This window comes from Dysgonomonas sp. HGC4, assembly GCF_001261715.1.
GTDB lineage: Bacteria > Bacteroidota > Bacteroidia > Bacteroidales > Dysgonomonadaceae > Dysgonomonas_A.
In genome coordinates this window covers 1-19,581 of sequence record NZ_CVRU01000141.1, presented here as the reverse complement: position 1 = coordinate 19,581, position 19,581 = coordinate 1, and the positions used below count along the sequence as shown (strand labels likewise).

General features: G+C 35.5%; 17 protein-coding genes. 11 read left to right on the top strand and 6 right to left on the bottom strand.

The features are described from left to right. Window positions 1-479: 479 nt before the first annotated feature. The 6 genes from HGC4_RS13560 (at window position 480) to HGC4_RS13535 (ending at window position 7,517) form a co-directional block, all read left to right on the top strand. Window positions 480-1,325 carry a prephenate dehydratase gene (locus tag HGC4_RS13560; protein WP_050710680.1) on the top strand — a complete coding sequence of 282 codons (846 nt, stop codon included), beginning with the start codon at window positions 480-482 and terminating at the stop codon, window positions 1,323-1,325. Window positions 1,326-1,389: 64 nt separating this feature from the next. Beyond that, a complete protein-coding gene (locus HGC4_RS13555; RefSeq protein ID WP_050710679.1) occupies window positions 1,390-2,562 on the top strand; it encodes a pyridoxal phosphate-dependent aminotransferase in 1,173 nt (390 codons plus the stop codon). 14 nt (window positions 2,563-2,576) lie between these two features. Further along, on the top strand, window positions 2,577-3,128 hold the full coding sequence (locus HGC4_RS13550) for a GNAT family N-acetyltransferase (protein WP_050710678.1): 552 nt from the start codon (window positions 2,577-2,579) through the stop codon (window positions 3,126-3,128). Window positions 3,129-3,241: 113 nt separating this feature from the next. After that, on the top strand, window positions 3,242-4,303 hold the full coding sequence (locus tag HGC4_RS13545) for a bifunctional 3-deoxy-7-phosphoheptulonate synthase/chorismate mutase type II (RefSeq protein ID WP_050710677.1): 1,062 nt from the start codon (window positions 3,242-3,244) through the stop codon (window positions 4,301-4,303). Window positions 4,304-4,384: 81 nt separating this feature from the next. Then, on the top strand, window positions 4,385-5,158 hold the full coding sequence (locus HGC4_RS13540) for a prephenate dehydrogenase/arogenate dehydrogenase family protein (protein ID WP_050710676.1): 774 nt from the start codon (window positions 4,385-4,387) through the stop codon (window positions 5,156-5,158). Window positions 5,159-5,570: 412 nt separating this feature from the next. Then, window positions 5,571-7,517 (top strand): LTA synthase family protein, encoded by a 1,947-nt coding sequence (locus tag HGC4_RS13535; RefSeq protein WP_050710675.1) that lies wholly within the window; start codon window positions 5,571-5,573, stop codon window positions 7,515-7,517. A 69-nt stretch (window positions 7,518-7,586) separates the two neighbouring features. Here HGC4_RS13535 and sufB read toward each other — a convergent pair whose 3' ends face one another. Continuing rightward, entirely contained in the window at window positions 7,587-9,035 is a 1,449-nt protein-coding gene (gene sufB, locus HGC4_RS13530) for a Fe-S cluster assembly protein SufB (RefSeq protein WP_050710674.1), read from the bottom strand. A gap of 418 nt (window positions 9,036-9,453) precedes the next feature. On the opposite strand from sufB, the gene HGC4_RS13525 reads away from it, so the two are divergent. From HGC4_RS13525 to queA, 5 genes are all read left to right on the top strand, one after another. Then, window positions 9,454-10,332 carry a cell division protein FtsX gene (locus HGC4_RS13525; protein WP_050710673.1) on the top strand — a complete coding sequence of 293 codons (879 nt, stop codon included), beginning with the start codon at window positions 9,454-9,456 and terminating at the stop codon, window positions 10,330-10,332. Window positions 10,333-10,433: 101 nt separating this feature from the next. After that, complete coding sequence (locus tag HGC4_RS13520) at window positions 10,434-10,697, top strand: DUF3098 domain-containing protein (RefSeq protein ID WP_050710672.1); 264 nt, start codon at window positions 10,434-10,436, stop codon at window positions 10,695-10,697. 39 nt (window positions 10,698-10,736) lie between these two features. Then, window positions 10,737-11,531, top strand: coding sequence for an undecaprenyl-diphosphate phosphatase (locus HGC4_RS13515; protein WP_050710671.1), 795 nt, complete (start codon window positions 10,737-10,739; stop codon window positions 11,529-11,531). Window positions 11,532-11,538: 7 nt separating this feature from the next. Beyond that, on the top strand, window positions 11,539-12,225 hold the full coding sequence (truB, locus tag HGC4_RS13510) for a tRNA pseudouridine(55) synthase TruB (RefSeq protein ID WP_050710670.1): 687 nt from the start codon (window positions 11,539-11,541) through the stop codon (window positions 12,223-12,225). A 38-nt stretch (window positions 12,226-12,263) separates the two neighbouring features. Next, entirely contained in the window at window positions 12,264-13,313 is a 1,050-nt protein-coding gene (gene queA, locus HGC4_RS13505; protein WP_050710669.1) for a tRNA preQ1(34) S-adenosylmethionine ribosyltransferase-isomerase QueA, read from the top strand. Between the two features lie 121 nt (window positions 13,314-13,434). On the opposite strand, the gene xylE is transcribed toward queA, so the two are convergent. The 5 genes from xylE to HGC4_RS13480 form a co-directional block, all read right to left on the bottom strand. After that, complete coding sequence (gene xylE / locus HGC4_RS13500; protein WP_050710668.1) at window positions 13,435-14,991, bottom strand: D-xylose transporter XylE; 1,557 nt, start codon at window positions 14,989-14,991, stop codon at window positions 13,435-13,437. An 83-nt stretch (window positions 14,992-15,074) separates the two neighbouring features. Further along, window positions 15,075-16,403, bottom strand: coding sequence for a xylose isomerase (gene xylA, locus HGC4_RS13495; protein ID WP_050710667.1), 1,329 nt, complete (start codon window positions 16,401-16,403; stop codon window positions 15,075-15,077). A gap of 57 nt (window positions 16,404-16,460) precedes the next feature. Next, complete coding sequence (locus HGC4_RS13490; protein ID WP_050710666.1) at window positions 16,461-17,936, bottom strand: xylulokinase; 1,476 nt, start codon at window positions 17,934-17,936, stop codon at window positions 16,461-16,463. A gap of 83 nt (window positions 17,937-18,019) precedes the next feature. After that, entirely contained in the window at window positions 18,020-18,745 is a 726-nt protein-coding gene (locus HGC4_RS13485; RefSeq protein WP_050710665.1) for an NUDIX hydrolase, read from the bottom strand. A gap of 340 nt (window positions 18,746-19,085) precedes the next feature. After that, window positions 19,086-19,454, bottom strand: coding sequence for a DUF488 domain-containing protein (locus tag HGC4_RS13480; RefSeq protein ID WP_050710664.1), 369 nt, complete (start codon window positions 19,452-19,454; stop codon window positions 19,086-19,088). Window positions 19,455-19,581: the final 127 nt, after the last annotated feature.

Here is a 19,581-nt window from a genome sequence, read left to right as displayed (position 1 = left end):
TTCTATAATATATTGTATATATATCAAAAAATACGTATAACAAATACAACTAACTACATACAGATATAATTAGTTTCCAAACAGAGTACATAGTTAGAGAAACATCTCAAATAACACATCTATATATAACAGTATAATAAATTAAGAAAAAAAGCTAATAAAACACCTATAAAATCAATATTTTAGAAGCCAAAGTAGAGGTAATATTATACTATAAATAAGTGATCAATAAAAAAATAAGAAAAAAGAATTGCATTTATCAAAAAAATATTACTTTTGTCAAATCATTTTACGAAAAACAGAACAATGAGAAATTTTTCTTTTGCATACTACTTCTTTTTTTACTTTTACTTTAAAAGGTAAGACAGGATTTTGTATGTAGTAAAGAAAACAACATAATAGATATATAAAATCCTGTCAAGCTTGACAGGATTTTTTTATTTTAAGTCATATACAAACAAATAATAGAAATTACTCAAATGAGAAAGGTAGCAATTCAAGGAGGACTCGGAGCATATCATGGGATAGCAGCAGAAAACTTTTTTGTAGGAGAAGAGGTCGAAATCGTTCCCTGTATTACATTTAAAGACATCTTTACCTCTATCAAGAATGATCCGAATATCATAGGGATTATGGCTATTGAAAATACCATTGCAGGTAGTCTTCTACAAAACTATGAATTGCTTAAAACAAACAAACTACCTATCGCAGGCGAATACAAACAACGTGTATCGCACTGTATAGCAGCGCTACCCGGACAAAGCATACACGATATTACAGAAGTTATATCGCACCCTATCGCATTGATGCAGTGCGTAAACTTCTTAGAAACTCTACCTAAAGTAAAAGTAGTAGAGCACGAAGATACTGCGCTTGCAGCCAAAGACATTGCAGATAAAAATATGTTGGGCACTGCTGCCATTTGTAGCACAAGAGCAGCCGAAATATATGGATTAAATATACTAGCGAGGGGAATTGAGACAAATAAACACAATTTTACTCGCTTTCTTATTTTTGGTAATCGCTGGATTGTAGATGAAATACAGAAAGATGAAGTATTAAATAAATCATCTATCGTATTTACAGTACCTCACAGTGAGGGAAGCTTATCGCAAGTACTATCTGTACTTTCCTTCTATCATGTGAACTTGACAAAAATACAATCGCTTCCTATTATTGGTAGAGAATGGGAATATCAATTCTATGTAGATATAAAATTCGACAATTATGACCGATATCAACAATCACTAACAGCAATTCGCCCATTAATTAGCGATTTGAAAATATTGGGAGATTATCCAGAAGGAAGACAAAGCGAATTATAAGCAAGAAGGTCTCTGACCTGTTTATTATCACTCAAAGTATAACAACTATCGATACTTAAAAGATATGAGCACAAAACAGATTACTCCGGCAGAACGCCTCAATTCTATTAGCGAATATTATTTCTCGACAAAACTAAAAGAAGTTGCCGAGATGAATGCGGCAGGTAAAAATGTAATAAGCCTAGGTATAGGAAGTCCTGATCTACCTCCTTCAAAAGAAACGATAGAGGCATTATGCGAATCGGCTGTACAAACCAACGTACACGGATATCAACCTTATGTAGGCATACCTGAACTACGCCGAGCTTTCGCTGATTGGTACAAAAAATGGTATAACGTAGATTTAGACCCTTCTAAAGAGGTTCAGCCGCTTATTGGATCTAAAGAGGGAATCTTACATATTTCACTTACTTTTCTTAATCCTGGTGATGGTGTACTTGTACCAAATCCTGGTTACCCGACATATACATCAGTGAGTAATTTGGTGCAAGCCAAAATACAGACTTACGATCTAGATGAGAACAATAATTGGCAACCTGATTTTGATGCTCTCGAAAAACTAGATCTATCAAATGTAAAATTAATGTGGGTTAATTACCCAAATATGCCCACTGGAGCAAATGCTACGGTAGAATTATATGAACGCTTAGTTGCTTTTGGCAAAAAACACGGAATTGTAATCGTCAACGATAATCCATATAGCTTCATTCTAAATACAAACAGATTGAGCATTCTGCAGATTGAAGGAGCTAAAGATATTTGCATTGAGATGAACTCTCTTAGTAAATCGCATAATATGCCAGGGTGGCGTATGGCTATGCTAGCCTCTAATCCTCAATTTGTACAATGGGTACTAAAAGTAAAAAGTAATATTGACAGTGGACAGTTTAAACCCGTCCAATTAGCTGCTATTGCTGCACTCAACAATTCTGAAGAATGGCACATCGAGAATAATATCAACCTATACACAGCTCGTCGCAAATATGCAGAGCAAATAATGAATACCTTAGGCTGCACTTTTGATCCTAAACAAGTAGGACTGTTCTTATGGGGTAAAATACCCGACATATACAAAGACAGTGCCGAATTGGCTGATAAAGTCCTTTATGAAGCTAATGTATTCCTCACTCCCGGATTTATATTCGGAGATAAAGGTAAAAGATACATACGCATCTCGCTTTGCTGTAATGAACAAATGCTTAAAGAAGCATTAGACAGAGTAAAAAAGTTAGCTTAAATATTTTCTTAGAGATGAAATTTAGAACAATAGAATCAGTCTTAAAAAATGGGAAAACTATAGTTATCCGTGAAGCACAAATAAGTGACGCACCGGAATTGATAACTGTTGTAAAAGAATATATTGAAGAAAGCGAGTTCATTCCCTACACAAAAGGAGAATTTAATCCTACTTTAGAGGAAGAGGAAAAATGGATACAATCTTTTATTGACAATAAAAACAGCCTTTTATTAGTTGCTACCCATCAAGGACGTATTATTGGAAATATAGATTTTTCGGGATTGCAGCAAAAGATAATGTATCATACTGCCCGATTGGGAATGGGCATGTTATCAAGCTGGCAAGGATATGGTGCAGGCTCATTACTCTTAGAAAATGCCATAAAATGGGCAAAAAATAATTCTCCTTTAGAAATTATATATCTAGAAGCATATGCGAACAATGAAGCAGGATTAGCATTATATAAAAAATACGGATTCGTAGAATCTGGAAAGCGTCCAGAAATTTTCAAAGTCGACAACAAAACATACAAGGACGAAATAATAATGATATTAAGAATAAAATAAGGTCTCAGACCTTTCTGTTACTTAGCAGATATAACAACTATAATCAGTTTTAAAACTAAGATGTAACGGAAAAACTAACTAGTATTCAAATCAATAATTAAAATAAAAACAAGATGAAATTAGATTCAATTTTACTTCCAGGAGTAGACCCGAAAAGACCTTTCGTTATTGCAGGACCTTGTAGTGCCGAAACTGAAGAGCAAGTAATGGAAACTGCTAAACAATTAGCAGCAGACGGAATTAAAGTTATGCGTGCCGGAATTTGGAAACCTCGTACTAAACCCGGAGGTTTTGAAGGTATCGGAAGCGAAGGATTAGCTTGGTTGAAGAAAGTAAAAAAAGAAACAGGAATGTATGTTTCTACAGAAGTTGCTACTCAAAAACACGTATATGAAGCTCTTAAATACGGAGTAGATTTACTTTGGATTGGTGCACGTACAACTGCAAACCCTTTTGCAGTACAAGAAATAGCAGAAGCTTTACAAGGAGTTGATATTCCTGTACTAGTAAAGAATCCTGTAAATCCAGATTTAGAATTATGGATCGGTGCATTAGAGCGTTTAAGCAATGTTGGTTTAACTAAGCTAGGAGCTATCCACAGAGGTTTTAGTTCTTTCGACAAAAAGATATACCGTAACCTTCCACAATGGCATATACCAATCGAATTGAAACGTCGCTATCCTGATCTTCCAATCATTTGCGACCCTAGCCATATTGGAGGAAAACGCGATTTAATTCAGCCACTTTCTCAACAAGCTATGGATTTGAATTTCGAAGGTTTGATCATCGAAACTCATTGCAACCCTGATTGTGCTTGGAGTGATGCTTCTCAACAAGTAACACCTGAGAGATTAAAAGAAATATTAGGTGCACTTATCATCCGTGAGGGCAAACAAACAACTGAAGATTTATCAGATCTTCGTCGTCAAATTGACGAAGCTGACGATCAATTGCTTGAGCTTATAGCTAAACGCATGCGTGTTTCTAAAGAAATCGGCACTTTCAAGAAAGAACATAACATGACTATCGTACAAACCGATCGTTATGATGAAATTCTAACTAAACGTATCGCTCAAGCCACTGAAATGGGAATGAATCCTGAATTTATGCGTGTTATACTTGAAGCTATACACGAAGAATCAGTAAGAGTACAACTGGATATACTAAATAAATAAAGGTCGAAGACCTCTTTATAAAAATGAAATAGCCAGTTGATAAATCTATAAACAACTGGCTATATTTTATAATACACAGTTATGAAAATATTAATATTAGGTGCAGGAAAGATGGGATCTTTCTTTTCTGATGTATTGAGTTCCAATCATGAGGTTGCGATGTTTGACACAAACCCCGACCGATTGAAATTCACCTACAATGTGGTAAGGATGAGCGACCCAAAAGAAATTTCGGACTTCAATCCGGAGTTAGTTATCAATGCAGCAACAGTTAAGTACACTATTGATGCATTTAAAACTATCTTACCATACATTAGTGACACTTGTATTATTTCAGATATAGCATCGGTAAAAACAGGTTTACAGGAATTTTACGCATCAGTAAAACAACCTTTTGCTTCTTCGCATCCCATGTTTGGACCCACTTTTGCCGATCTGCGCAACCTTAGCACCCAAAGTGCCATCGTTATATCAGAATCATCGGAGAAAGGAAAAGAATTCTTCTTAGATCTGTATAGAAGCTTACACCTTCAGGTATTCGAATATAGTTTCGACGAGCACGATCAAACGATAGCCTATTCGCTATCTATTCCGTTTGCCTCAACTCTAGTATTCGCTTCTGTAATGAAACATCAGGAAGCACCCGGAACTACCTTTAAAAGACATATGGATATAGCCAAAGGTCTTTTATCGGAAGATGATTTTCTTTTGACTGAAATTCTGTTCAACCCTTACACCCCACAGCAAGTGGAGCAAATAAGAGAAGAACTGGGACAACTGCTTTCGATCATCGAAAAGAAAGACTCTACAGAGATGTTAGAATTTTTAACGAAAGTGAGAAAAAACATAGAGTAGAATCTCTTCATTTAGAGCTGGATCGAACCGACTCAAAAGAGTTCGTTAATCTATAAAGCAAACCTTATTTCTAAAAATATTCTATCTACATATAAGTAGATAATCCATAAGAAATCAGCCCTCCTTATCGTGGGAGGGCTTACATTAGATGAGATAAAAAAGCAACCCTCCATAAATAGAAATAAAAAAACACAATAGAACCCTCTCTTTTATTATCTTTGCGGCCTCTTTACAGACTAACACTTGACAATTTATATTTTAGTAAAATACAAAAGGTAACACCGACTTGCGACCTTTTGCATTTTACTTTATTTGATTTGTAGCATATATTGTATATTCTTCAACGATTTACATCATGCAGCAAACATTTTGAACATTAACAAATACACTAAAGTAAAGAAACAATTTTAGAATGAATTCCATTAAGTCTGTGCTACGTTACGTCCTAACGATCCATTTTTCGGCGCTTCTATTGCTATCTGTATTCAGATTTATCTTATTATTAAGCAATACAACCAATCTAAATGATGAGAGTGTCACCCTCGCTACAATCACTACAGCTCTAACCAAAGGTATTTGGTTTGATAATGTTATAGCTTGTTACATAAGCATTCTCCCACTGGTTGTACTTCTAGTATTGGGATTCTGCAAACAACTGAATAAAATCAGCATCAAAATATTCAACTTTTATTATATTATTCTCTTTGGTTTAGTATTTGCAATCTCAGCTTCCGATATTCCCTATTTCAATTATTTCTTCAAACACCTCAACTCTTCCATATTCAATTGGAAAGAAGAGGGAGGAAGTGCTTTACAGTTGGTTTTACAAGAACCATCTTACTATATATATTTCTTCATTTTCGTTGTTATTCTCGTTTTGTTTAGCACAATTGTAATCAGAACCGGAAGAATTACTCTAAAACAAGGACAGAGCAAATTGAGCAAAAAACAATATTCAGTCTATATTGCAATTAGTATCATTGTTATCGGTCTTTGTCTATTAGGAATTAGAGGACGTGCAGGAGAGAATCCCATAAAAACGAGTCAGGCATATTTCTGCAATAATTCTTTTCTGAATCAGTTAGGACTAAATCCGACATTCTTCTTACTAAGGAGTATCATCGAAAACTCAAAGAAACATATTAGTGCCAATCATCTCATGAAAGATGAAGATGCCTTATCTATAGTGCAAAATGAGCTAAATATTAACTGCGATAAAGAAGCACATTTTCCAATCCTTAGAAATATAGATGGGTGCAAAGAAAATAAGGATATCAATATTGTACTCATTCTTATGGAATCAATGTCTGCGGAATTTCTTTCAATGAAAGAAGGTAGTTTAACCCCCTATTTAAACGAATTAATAAAAGAGTCTTATTATTTCGAGAACTTTTATTCAGCCGGAACACATACGAATCAAGGAGTCGTAGCAACTCTTTTCGGCTTGCCTTCGTTATTCGACAAGAATATAATGAAGAATGTAGAGATAGCCAAGTGCCAAGGAATTCCCCGTATACTCAGCAAAAGAGGATACCAAACATCTTTTTTTGTGACACACGAATCTCAATATGATAATATGAATGCATTTCTACTCGAGAATGGTATTCAGCGAATGTATGCGCAAGAAGATTATCCTGCATCGAAGGTTGTAAACGGATACGGGGTTCAGGATGACTATTTGTTTGAATATGCGATGAAGAGGATAATAGAACAATCTAAACAAAAGACTCCATTCTTTACCACCATACTTACCATTAGCAATCATCCTCCCTATATAGTTCCCGAAAAATTTAAATTGGTCAGCAAAGAACCATGTGAGCAGATTGTAGCTTTTGCTGATGATGCGATCCGACAATTTATGTCCGAAGCGAAAAAACAAGACTGGTATAAAAACACTATATTCGTATTACTTGGAGATCATGGTAAACTAGTAGGAAAAACAACATACGACATGCCTCTATCATACAACCATATTCCTTTAATTATACATTCAGCCCTATTTGATGATGCACCCAAAGTATTCGAAAATTTAGGAGGGCAAATAGATATAACTCCTACCCTATTGGGTTTACTAGATTATTCGTTTGATAATAATACATTAGGTATTGACATTATTAAGCAAAAGCGCCCTTATATATTTTTCACCTCAGATGATATGATGGGATGTATCAATTCCAAACACTTTTATGTATATAATCCCATCACAAAAAATGAAGGATTATACGATTACAAAAGCAAGAATATAATCAACGAACGGAATTCTTACATATCACTAGCTGACAGCATGCGCAACTATTCCACCTCCATGCTTATCACTACCGATTATTTGTTAAAGAATAACTTGACAAGGGTTAATTAATAAAACAAAAAAAAAAGAGTATTTCAAATTGAAATACTCTTTCCATTTATATAGCATAAATTCTTTCGATCAACCTACACTTCCTTCTAAACTAATTTGAAGTAGTTTTTGTGCTTCAACGGCAAATTCCATAGGAAGTTTTTGCATAACTTCTTTTGCATAACCGTTTACAATCAATCCCACTGCATCTTCGGTAGCTATACCACGTTGATTACAATAGAAAACCTGATCTTCACTAATCTTGGAAGTCGTAGCCTCGTGTTCTATAATAGCTGAAGAGTTCGCTATTTCCGAATATGGGAATGTATGAGCTCCGCATCTATCGCCAAGCAATAAACTATCGCATTGTGAGTGATTACGAGCGTTTTCAGCCTTTGGGGACACTTTTACCAACCCTCTATAAGAGTTCTGACTTTGCCCTGCCGAGATACCTTTAGAAACAATACGACTCTTAGTGTTCTTACCAATATGAATCATCTTAGTTCCCGTATCGGCTTGCTGATGATGGTTAGTAACTGCAACCGAGTAGAATTCTCCTGTAGAGTTATCTCCGGCTAATATACAAGACGGATATTTCCACGTAATAGCAGAACCTGTTTCAACCTGAGTCCATGATATTTTAGAAGATTCTCCTTTACAAAGTCCACGCTTAGTTACAAAGTTGTAGATACCGCCTTTACCTTCTTTATCGCCTGGATACCAGTTCTGAACGGTTGAATATTTCACTTCCGCACGATCCATAGCTACAATCTCTACAATAGCAGCATGCAACTGATTCTCATCCCTCATAGGAGCTGTACAACCTTCAAGATAACTTACATACGAATCGTCATCTGCGACAAGTAAGGTTCTTTCGAACTGACCTGTGTTAGCTGCATTGATACGGAAATAAGTAGAAAGTTCCATCGGACAACGCACTCCCTTTGGAATGTAAGCAAATGAACCATCACTAAATACTGCCGAATTTAAGGCAGCAAAATAATTATCTTTAGAGGAAACAACTGTTCCTAAATACTTCTTAACCAGTTCGGGATGCTCTTGTACAGCCTCTCCAAAAGAACAGAAAATAATTCCTTTTTCAGATAGTACATCTCTAAAAGTTGTTTTCACTGAAACACTGTCCATTACAACATCAACAGCCATTCCAACTAGCTTCTTTTGCTCGTTTATAGAAATACCCAGCTTATCGAATGTCTTCAACAATTCAGGATCTACTTGATCTAAACTTTCAGGAGCTATCTTTTGTTTTGGCGCCGAATAATAGATTACATCCTGATAATTAATCTCAGGAATATTTAATTGTGCCCACTCTGGCATTTTCATTGTAAGCCAATGTCTGTAAGCATTCAATCTATATTCTAACAACCATTCGGGCTCATTTTTTTTAGATGAAATCAGTCTGATAACATCTTCATTCAAACCCTTACCAATGGATTCGTTTTCGATATCGGTTACGAAACCATATTTATATTCACTGGACGTGATCTCATCCAATATTGTATCTTGATCTTCTTGCATTTTATATTTAAGTAATTAAACGTATTTAAATTATAAACTCTCCAATTATAACAGGCTATTTTACATTACACTTAGCAATAGAATAAAAAAATCTGAGACCTTAATACTTCACTCTGCTATGGTATTTTCTAATAATAAACCCTTTCTATTATACATGCGAATATATAAAAGATTACACATATATGAAAACAATAAGCTTGCAGGGTTTGTTCTAGCTATAATAAAATTTAGATATTGATCGACAAAATTAAGGTATTCTAATAAGAGAATTAGTTAGTATTCTGGAATTTTATAATTAAAAAACATAAATAATGCTACAAAACAGCATTATATTTTGTTTCTTTGCACCAAATTAAGGCGTGAAGTATCTAAATCACTCATAACGAAGATACAAAAATAAAAGCAGAGTAAATATTTTATGTCAAAAAATCGTCAACTAAAGACAACATCTCTATTTGGAACCGGAGTAACTACAACTGTAAGTATTACCTTAGTTTTATTTTTACTGGGATTGACTTTTTTTGTAGGGGTTATGGGACGCGAAATCTCCTCATTCATAAAAGAGAACCTCAGCATTACAATAGAGTTATCAGACGACACAACAGATGCCGCCGCCGCAAAACTTCAAAAACAACTTAGTGCCAAGCCTTATATAAAATCAGTAACGTTCATCAGTAAAGATGAGATAAAAAAAGAACTGATAGAGGAATTAGGTGGTGACCCTGAAGAAATACTGGGATATACGCCTGCATCTAATTATTTTGACATTACTCTAAAATCTGAATATGCGAATATCGATAGCATCAAAGTTGTAGAGAAAAGCCTGAAAGGACAAAAGATTGTAAAAAGCTTCTTATATAGCGAAGATACAATAGAGATGATCAATTCGAACCTATCGAAAGTAGGAACAGGGTTATTAATATTGGCCGTTATATTGATGTTTATATCATTTACTCTTATAAGGAATACCATTCGTCTTAACATTTATGCTAAGCGTTTTTTAATAAACACCATGCAACTTGTTGGTGCAACAAATGGCTTTATCCGCAAACCTTTTGTTATTAAAGCAATAGGATATGGCGTGGTAGCTGCCATTATAGCAAATATAGGAATCACAGCATTAATATATACGCTAGCCAAAGAGTTTCCCGAAATCATCTCGATAATAAGGATGCAGAACCTTATTATACTCTATGTTATTGTTTTAGCATTAGGTATAATTCTTCCGCTTTTGGCGACTACATCGGCTGTAAACCGATATTTAAAGATGAATACAAATAACCTGTATCACGCTTAAGGTCTAAGACCTATCTATTTTGCGTTGGTAAATATCGCAGCCAATGCTTGTTACAATATAAGAATGCGGTATTAAATAAATCATTGTACTAAAAAAACAATATGGAAAAGAAAGATTTTGCATTAGGTAAACTTAATTACATAATATGTGCAGCATCATTTGCACTTATTATTATTGGTTTTTTATTGATGACAGGCTCATCAACCAGTATCGAAGAAGGTTTTCAACCTGACATCTTTAGCACGAGACGTATTGTTATAGGACCAATGTTTTCTTTTTTTGGCTTCTTACTAATGATAGTAGGAATATTATACCCCACCAAACAACAGGATGATTCAACAATTCAGGATTCTGCTAAGGCATAACACACTGAAGAAAAACAAATAAAACGTACTATTTAAAGAATGGATACACTACAGACTATTATCATAGCCATTGTAGAAGGGCTTACTGAGTTTCTACCAATATCATCGACCGGTCACATGATTATAGCTGAGAAGCTATTGGGCATCGAAAGTACCGATTTCGTTAAAGCATTTACAGTTATCATTCAATTTGGAGCCATACTATCAGTATTAGTTCTTTATTGGAAGCGTTTTTTCCAATCGTGGGATTTCTATATTAAGCTATTGATCGGATTTATACCTGCTGCTGTACTAGGACTTTTGTTCAATGATTTTATTGATGATATGCTCGAGAACGTATATGTAGTAGCTACAACTTTGGTTCTAGGAGGTATTGTTATGCTATTTGTAGATAAATGGTTTAACTCTCCTGACAAGGACAAAGAGATAACCTATAAAAATGCATTTATTATTGGATGTTTCCAATGTATTGCAATGATTCCCGGAGTATCACGATCAATGTCAACTATTGTCGGAGGTATGAGCCAAAAACTAACGCGTAAATCGGCTGCCGAATTTTCATTCTTCCTTGCAGTACCTACTATGGCAGCAGCAACAGGATATAAATTACTAAAGCTACTTATGCAACCTGACGGCGTCCAGATTCTACAAGACAATATGTCAACCTTAATTATTGGTAATTTAGTTGCATTTGTTGTAGCCATGTTAGCTATTAAATTCTTCATTGGCTATGTAACCAAATACGGATTTAAGCTATTTGGTTGGTACAGAATCGTTTTAGGACTAGGAATACTTATTTACTTACTAACAGGTCATGACCTGAACATTCTATAAAAAACAAATGGATTTCATTTCGGGAGAAATTATATATATAGATAAACCTTTAAACTGGACATCTTTTGATTTGGTACGAAAATTGCGTAGTAAATTATGTAGAGGTTTGAATATTAAGAAACTGAAAGTTGGTCATGCCGGAACATTAGACCCTTTGGCAACAGGGGTAATGATTATATGTACCGGAAAAAAAACCAAACTTATCGAGACTTTTCAATATCAAGGAAAAGAATATGTAGCCACTATTGGATTAGGAGCAACAACGCCTTCTTTTGATTTGGAAACAGAGGTAGATAAAACTTTCCCTACCGATCATATAACAAAAGAGCTGGTCGAAGAAACAATAAAGTCTTTTGTTGGGCGGATTGAACAGATTCCTCCGGCATATTCGGCTTGTAAGGTAAATGGGGAAAGAGCTTATAATCTGGCACGTAATGGCGAAGAAGTAGAACTAAAACCGAAAGTGCTTGTTATAGATGAGATAGAGTTGCTAGATTTTGCAAAAGATAGTATCAAAATACGTGTTGTATGTAGCAAAGGTACTTATATAAGAGCCTTGGCACGAGACATTGGCGAAGCTCTTCAATCAGGAGGACATCTTACAGGTCTTATCCGTACACGAATTGGCGACATCACTCTTGATAAGTGCATGAAAGCAGAAGACATAGACAACATTATTCAAACCACAGATTGAAGGTTATTAATAAGAAATAAATAAACAGATATATAAATATGAAACTTTCACAATTTAGATTCGATTTTCCGGAGGAACTAATCGCAACTCATCCTAACAAAAACAGAGATGAATCGCGCATGTTAGTTTTCAACCGTCAAACCGGTCAAGTCGAGCATAAGCAATTTAAGGATATCCTTGAATATTTCGATGACAAGGATGTTTTTGTTTTCAATGACACGAAAGTATTTCCTGCACGTCTTTATGGAAATAAAGAAAAAACAGGAGCAAAGATTGAAGTTTTCTTATTGCGTGAACTTAACGAAGAATTCCACCTTTGGGATGTATTAGTTGACCCTGCACGTAAAATAAGAATAGGAAATAAACTATACTTTGGCGACGATGATTCTATGGTTGCTGAAGTTATTGATAATACAACTTCACGCGGACGTACATTAAGATTCTTATATGATGGTCCTGCTGAAGAATTCAAGACAGCTCTTTATGCTTTAGGAGAAACACCAATCCCTAAGTATCTGGGTCGTCAGGAAGAAGATGATGATAAGCACAGATACCAAACAATATTTGCAAAGAACGAAGGTGCTGTTGTAGCTCCTGCTGCTGGTTTGCACTTTAGCCGTGAGTTATTGAAACGTATGGAAATAAAGGGTATTGACTTTGCATACATCACTCTTCATTCCGGATTAGGTAACTACAGAGAAATTGATGTAGAAGACTTGACCAAGCACAAAATGGATTCGGAGCAAATGGAGGTGACTACAGAAGCTGCTGACATTGTAAACAAAGCAAAAGCAAAGGGTGCTAAGATATGTGCAGTAGGTACATCATCGATGCGTGCTATTGAAACAATTGTAAGTACCGATCACCAGTTAAAATCAAGCAAGGGATGGACTAACAAGTTTATATTCCCTCCTTATGAGTTTAACATTGCTGATGCTATGGTAACAAACTTGCACCTTCCACAATCAACATTACTTATGATGACTGCCGCATTTGGTGGGTATGATAAAGTAATGGAACTATACGAAGAAGCTGTAAAGGAAAAATACCGTTTCGGAACTTATGGTGATTCTATGTTAATCCTTTAAGGAACAAGACATTTTGTCATGCATCATAAAATAAACGGACGAAAAGCGACATTTGCTTTTCGTCCGTTTTTATTTAGTCATTACACCTAACTTGCCTAAGCAATAAAAAGGTATATGACCTTTATTTTTTCCAGAGCTGTTCCATATCCTCTAAAGTCTTGCCCTTTGTTTCTGGAAGGAATTTCCAAACAAAGATGGCAGCCAATACAGAAAGAGCACCATATATCCAATAAGCAAACCCATGATTAAATGTATTCACTAAAGTTTCGTTCTTATCCATAATAGGGAAAGTCCAAGATATAAGGAAATTCGACACCCATTGTGCAGCTACCGCAATAGACATTACAGATGAGCGCACTGAATTGGGGAATATTTCTGCTAACATAACCCAACAAACAGGTCCCCATGACATGGCAAATCCTGCAGTGTATGTCAACATAAAGATCAATTTCAAAGTTCCATTCAGGTTTTGAGAGAATGAAGTTCCCAATCCAAGCATAGACACAGCCATAATTAATGCACCAATAATCAATAGTGGCTTACGACCGAACTTATCTACTGTCATAATTGCCAATACAGTAAACGACAAGTTTATTATACCAACAATAATTGTTTGTAACAAAGCCGAGTCAGTACCCGATCCCATACTCTTGAATATCTCAGGAGCATAATACAATACCACATTGATTCCTACAAATTGCTGGAAGGCAGAAAGCAACACTCCTGTTATAATAATTAGGAATCCATAAGAGCGAATAGGCACAAACAGAGCAATGATAAAACTACAGATCATTGATATTTCGAGAGCGCTTGGTACACCACTAATTGATAGAGCAAGAAGACCTACTACGAATAGTACCAACCACGTCATCATAAACTTATAATAAGGTTTTAATGAAGCTGTTTCGTCTTTATCAAAACTATATTGAATTTCATCCATTTCCTTCTTTGCAGCAGTACTTCCTACAAGTTTGGTAAGAATATCAAGACCTTTTTCTTTATGTCCTTTCATTATCAGCCATCTTGGAGTCTCAGGTGCAAAGAACAATAGCACAAAGAATAGCCCCGAAGGGATAGCCAAAGAGGCAAACATCCATCTCCAACCCATTGCATGCAACCATTGAGTATCACCTTGTTTTGCGATAAAGTAATTAACAAAGTACACAACTAACATACCAAATATAATGGCAAACTGATTGAGAGCAACCAAGCTGCCTCGTTTTTCAGGTGGAGCTATTTCGGCAATATACATAGGAGAAACCATAGAAGCAATACCAACCCCTATTCCACCGATAATACGGTAAAAAACAAAATGGTACACAAATGTATGATCTTGTACATCGGGCATATGATAGCCAATTTCAGGCCAAGCCGACCCTATAGCAGCAAACAAGAAGAGGATAGCTGCCGCAAATAAAGCCTTCTTACGACCAAATTGCTGACTTACCCATCCTGCAATAGCTGCTCCGAATATACAACCGATCAAAGCGCTACTAATAACAAATCCTTCCATAGCATTTGCCTCGTTGGTAGGCAAACCCATAGGATCAATAAAAAAATGACGGAGAGATTCCACCGTACCCGAAATTACTGCCGTATCGTATCCGAAAAGCAATCCTCCGAGAGTAGCTATAACAGTTAGCCCGATGGTATATGATTTACTAGCTTCGTTTTTCATTAAAATGGTATTAAAAGGTATATAGAAACTATTATAAACAAGCAAGACCAAGAGAGCCTTGCTTGCTTATTTTTAAATCATTATTAGATATGCATGTTTACAATAGCTTCATAAAGCTCTTGCTTACCACTGATTTGTGCAGGTTCGCCCGATTTATGAGCAATATTACGTAAATCTTCCAGAGTCAGTTTTCCATCTTCAAATGCTTTACCATTGCCTCCATTGAATGAAGCATAACGGGCTTCACGCATTTTTGTATAATCTGAGTTTTGAAGTACATCAGCAGCAATTAACAAACCGCGAGCAAATGTATCCATACCCGATATATGAGCAATAAACAAATCTTCTGCATCTGTTGAATTACGGCGAATTTTAGCATCGAAGTTTACACCACCGTTACCAACACCACCTGCAGGAAGCATTACTAACCAAGCTTGAGCCAATTCATACAAGTCGATAGGGAATTGATCTGTATCCCATCCGTTTTGATTATCGCCACGATTAGCATCAATACTTCCTAAAAGACCTGCATCAACAGCAGCTTGTAATTCGTGTTCGAATGTATGACCAGCTAATGTAGCATGATTCACCTCGATATTTACTTTGAAATCATTCTCTAAACCATAGTGACGAATAAAACCGATTACTGTTTCAGTATCAAAATCATATTGATGTTTAGTAGGCTCCATTGGTTTAGGCTCAATAAGGAATGTTCCTTTGAAACCTTGTTTGCGAGCATAGTCACGAGCCATAATAAGCATACGAGCCAAGTGATCTTTCTCACGTCTCATATCTGTATTCAATAAGCTCATATAACCTTCGCGACCTCCCCAGAACACATAATTTGCACCACCAAGAGCAATAGTAGCATCAATTGCATTTTTGATTTGAGTACCAGCACATGCAACTACATCAAAATTAGGGTTTGTAGCCGCACCATTCATATAACGCTCGTTACTGAACACATTGGCTGTACCCCATAATAATTTGATGCCAGAAGCCGCTTGTTTCTCTTTAGCGTATTCTACAATAGCTTGAAGATTTTTTTCGTACTCAACCCAATTGTTAGCTGGTTCGATTAAATCCACATCATGGAAACAATAAAAACCAAATCCCATTTTAGTCATGAACTCAAAGCCTGCATCCATTTTATATTTAGCACGACTAAGTGCATCGTTTGCATTATTCCAAGGATGGTGAATAGTTGCACCTCCAAAAGGATCGCCACCATCAGCACACAATGTATGCCACCAAGCCATAGCAAAACGCATCCAATCTTTCATAGATTTGCCCATCACTATTTGTTTTTCGTCATAATAACGAAATGCTAGTGGATTTTTACTTTCTTTTCCTTCAAATTTGATTTTCCCGATGTTTGGGAAAAACTCTTTACTTCCTTTTAAAATTTCCATGATCTAGATTTTTGTAATATTTAAATGATTAATTTCTTATCTATTAGGTTTAAAACCTTATTTGATTAATTCTTTCCAACGTTGATAAGCATCTCTATACTGATTGGTCTTACCTAACTCGGGCTCCACAACTGATAGTTTTTCAAGGGAACCGAAAGCTTCATCGTTAGAAGCATAAATCCCAACTCCCATACCTGCACCCTTAGCAGCACCCGCAGCACCATCGGTATTAAACAATTCAATAGTTGCACCACTAACACTAGCTAGAGTTTGTGCAAATAGAGGACTCAAAAACATGTTAGCATAACCGGCTCTTATAAGGTGGATATTCATACCCATTTCTTTCATGATCTCCATACCATATTCGTATGAAAATACAATACCCTCCTGAGCTGCACGAAGCAAATCAGCTTTATTATGAACATTAAAATTGATTCCCTGAATAGAACAATTCACTTCTTTGTTTTCCAAAACGCGTTCTGCACCATTACCAAAAGGGATAATAGACACACCGTTTGCTCCGATTGTAGATTGTGCAGCCAAGTTATTCATATCAGCATAAGACAATCCATCTAATGCCAGATTGCGCCTTAACCATGAATTAAGGATGCCTGTTCCATTTATACAAAGAAGTACTCCAAGACGAGTCAACTCCTCAGTATAATTAACGTGTGCAAAAGTATTTACACGCGATTTTTTGTCATAATCCAATTGATCTAAGACACCATAGACTACGCCCGAAGTTCCGGCAGTAGAAGCTATTTCACCAGGATTAAACACATTTAAAGAAAGAGCATTATTCGGCTGATCACCCGCACGATATGTGATTGGAGTACCTTCTTTCAAACCAAGCTCTTTTGCAGCACTGGCTGAAACTTCTCCCTGAACTCCGAATATCGGTTTGATCTCTGGAAAGAAACTTTTAGGTATTCCATAATAATTCAAAACATCTTCTGACAAGCATTTATTCTTGAAATCCCAAAACATACCTTCAGACAATCCTTCGATTGTCATAACAGCATCACCTGATAGCTTCATAGCAATATAATCACCTGGAAGCATCAGTTTATCTATCTTTTGAAATATCTCAGGCTCGTGTTCTTTAACCCAAGCCAATTTAGAAGCGGTAAAATTTCCGGGAGAGTTAAGTAGATGAGAAAGACATTTTTCGTGTCCTATTGTATTGAAAGCTTTTTCACCGTAAGGAACTGCACGACTATCACACCAAATAATAGAAGGACGAAGCACTTTCTGGTCCTTATCAACAAGCACCAATCCATGCATTTGCCATGTAATACCTATTGCTTTGATGTCTTCGGCTTTAATTCCCGACTTTGTCATTATAGATTGATGAGCATTTTTCAGATTACTCCACCATTCTTCGGGCTCTTGCTCTGCCCAACCCGGCTTAACTGCTGTAATTTTCATTTCTTCTTTCGGATAAAAATCCGATGCTACGATCTTGCCTGATGCAGCTTCTACTAAGCAAGCTTTTACAGAAGAACTACCTATGTCATATCCTAATAGATACATACTATTTTATGTGTTTTATGGTTATTAAGGTCACAGACCCAGTTTTATTTAGTATTAAGGAAGGAAATTGGCTTGTATGGTATCTAGATACTCGTTTTCAATCTATTATATGCTTTTTTATCAAACTTATAGTAACGTGCAGCACGATGAGATACACCTGATTGTTTTTCAGCCAAAGGCAGAACATAAGTCATAGTGGCCACCTTTTTATGGAAATTACGAATATCAATTTTCTTATTATAAATAGATTCGTAAAGGCGATGTAATTGGCTAATTGTAAATTTCTGAGGAAGTAAATCGAATACGATAACCGGATCTGTCTCAATCCAACGACGTATATCAACCAAAGAAGCTTCAACTATTTTATTATGGTCGAATGGCATATCGGAAAGTTCGCTCAATGGACACCATTCTACTGCTTTATATTTTGTTATATTGCTTACGTTAAGCTTTCTCCCTATTTTACAAAGTGAAAAATAAGCTACGGTTATCAGCCTATCTATATCTGGTTTATATGCCTGGTCTAACCATTTTATATCTTCTGGATTACTTGCTCTATCAGGTGCAGCAAAACATCTGAACTGCTTTAAGGTCATACGCTTTATGCCTGTAAGTTCGTACAAGACACGAGAAGCTGCATCATCTACATCTTCATTATTAAAAATAAGACTACCGGGAAGTTTTAATCTTTTGGTATCACTCTCATCTATGTTATTGCGTTGAACCAAAAGAATATTCAATTGCTCATCGTCAAAACCAAAGACTACACAATCAACAGAAACATAGGTGTGTATAAAATTTGTCTTCATGGTATATCTTAAACTAAAAGTTGCATCTATATAATTAGGCTTGAACAAATATACAAAATAACTTTACCCACAAAACAAAAAACACAAACAAAGTCAAGTTAAATATTTGAAACACAATTTATTGTATATCATACAATAAACAATAAGCACACATTATATATTGTACTACATACAGTAAGAGTGCCTGAAAATAAAGGGATAGAATAGCGATACTCCCTTTTGTTTAATTATGTTAAATAAAACAATAAGAAAATTTTATTTTCCGAGTTTTTTTAAGGCACAAAAAAAGGAGATTAATAAAAACCTCCTTCAAATACAGACTATTTATTTACCACCTATCTTAGCTTTTGCTCTCTAACAAAGTGTCCAAATATTTTTTAAGAATTATTGCATGGTTATACACTGGATCTTTAGCCGCATACAATAACGTTACAACAGCATGAAGCTCAATCTCATTTACATATGTATCCATATTAGTCAACTGAGCAAGCTCTTTTTGATATGAAGCAACAAAGCTATCCCAATGATTTTTTACATCCTGATGAAACCATATACGAAGATCGGAAGAAGGAGTTAGATCCTTAACCCAAAGATCGTAATGCAGATTTTCTTTTTTTATACCCCTTGGCCACAAACGGTCAACTAAAATTCTGAAACCATCACTTTCTGCGAAGTCTTCATAAACACGTTTAATTTTAATTGATGTCATAATAAAGTAGATTAGTTACTATCTTATAATAAGTATAAATAAGTATAAACAAATATACATAATTACAGATGAGAGATTTGTAACAAATATTACTTTCTAAAATAAAAGCAGCCGAATCTGCTCAGAT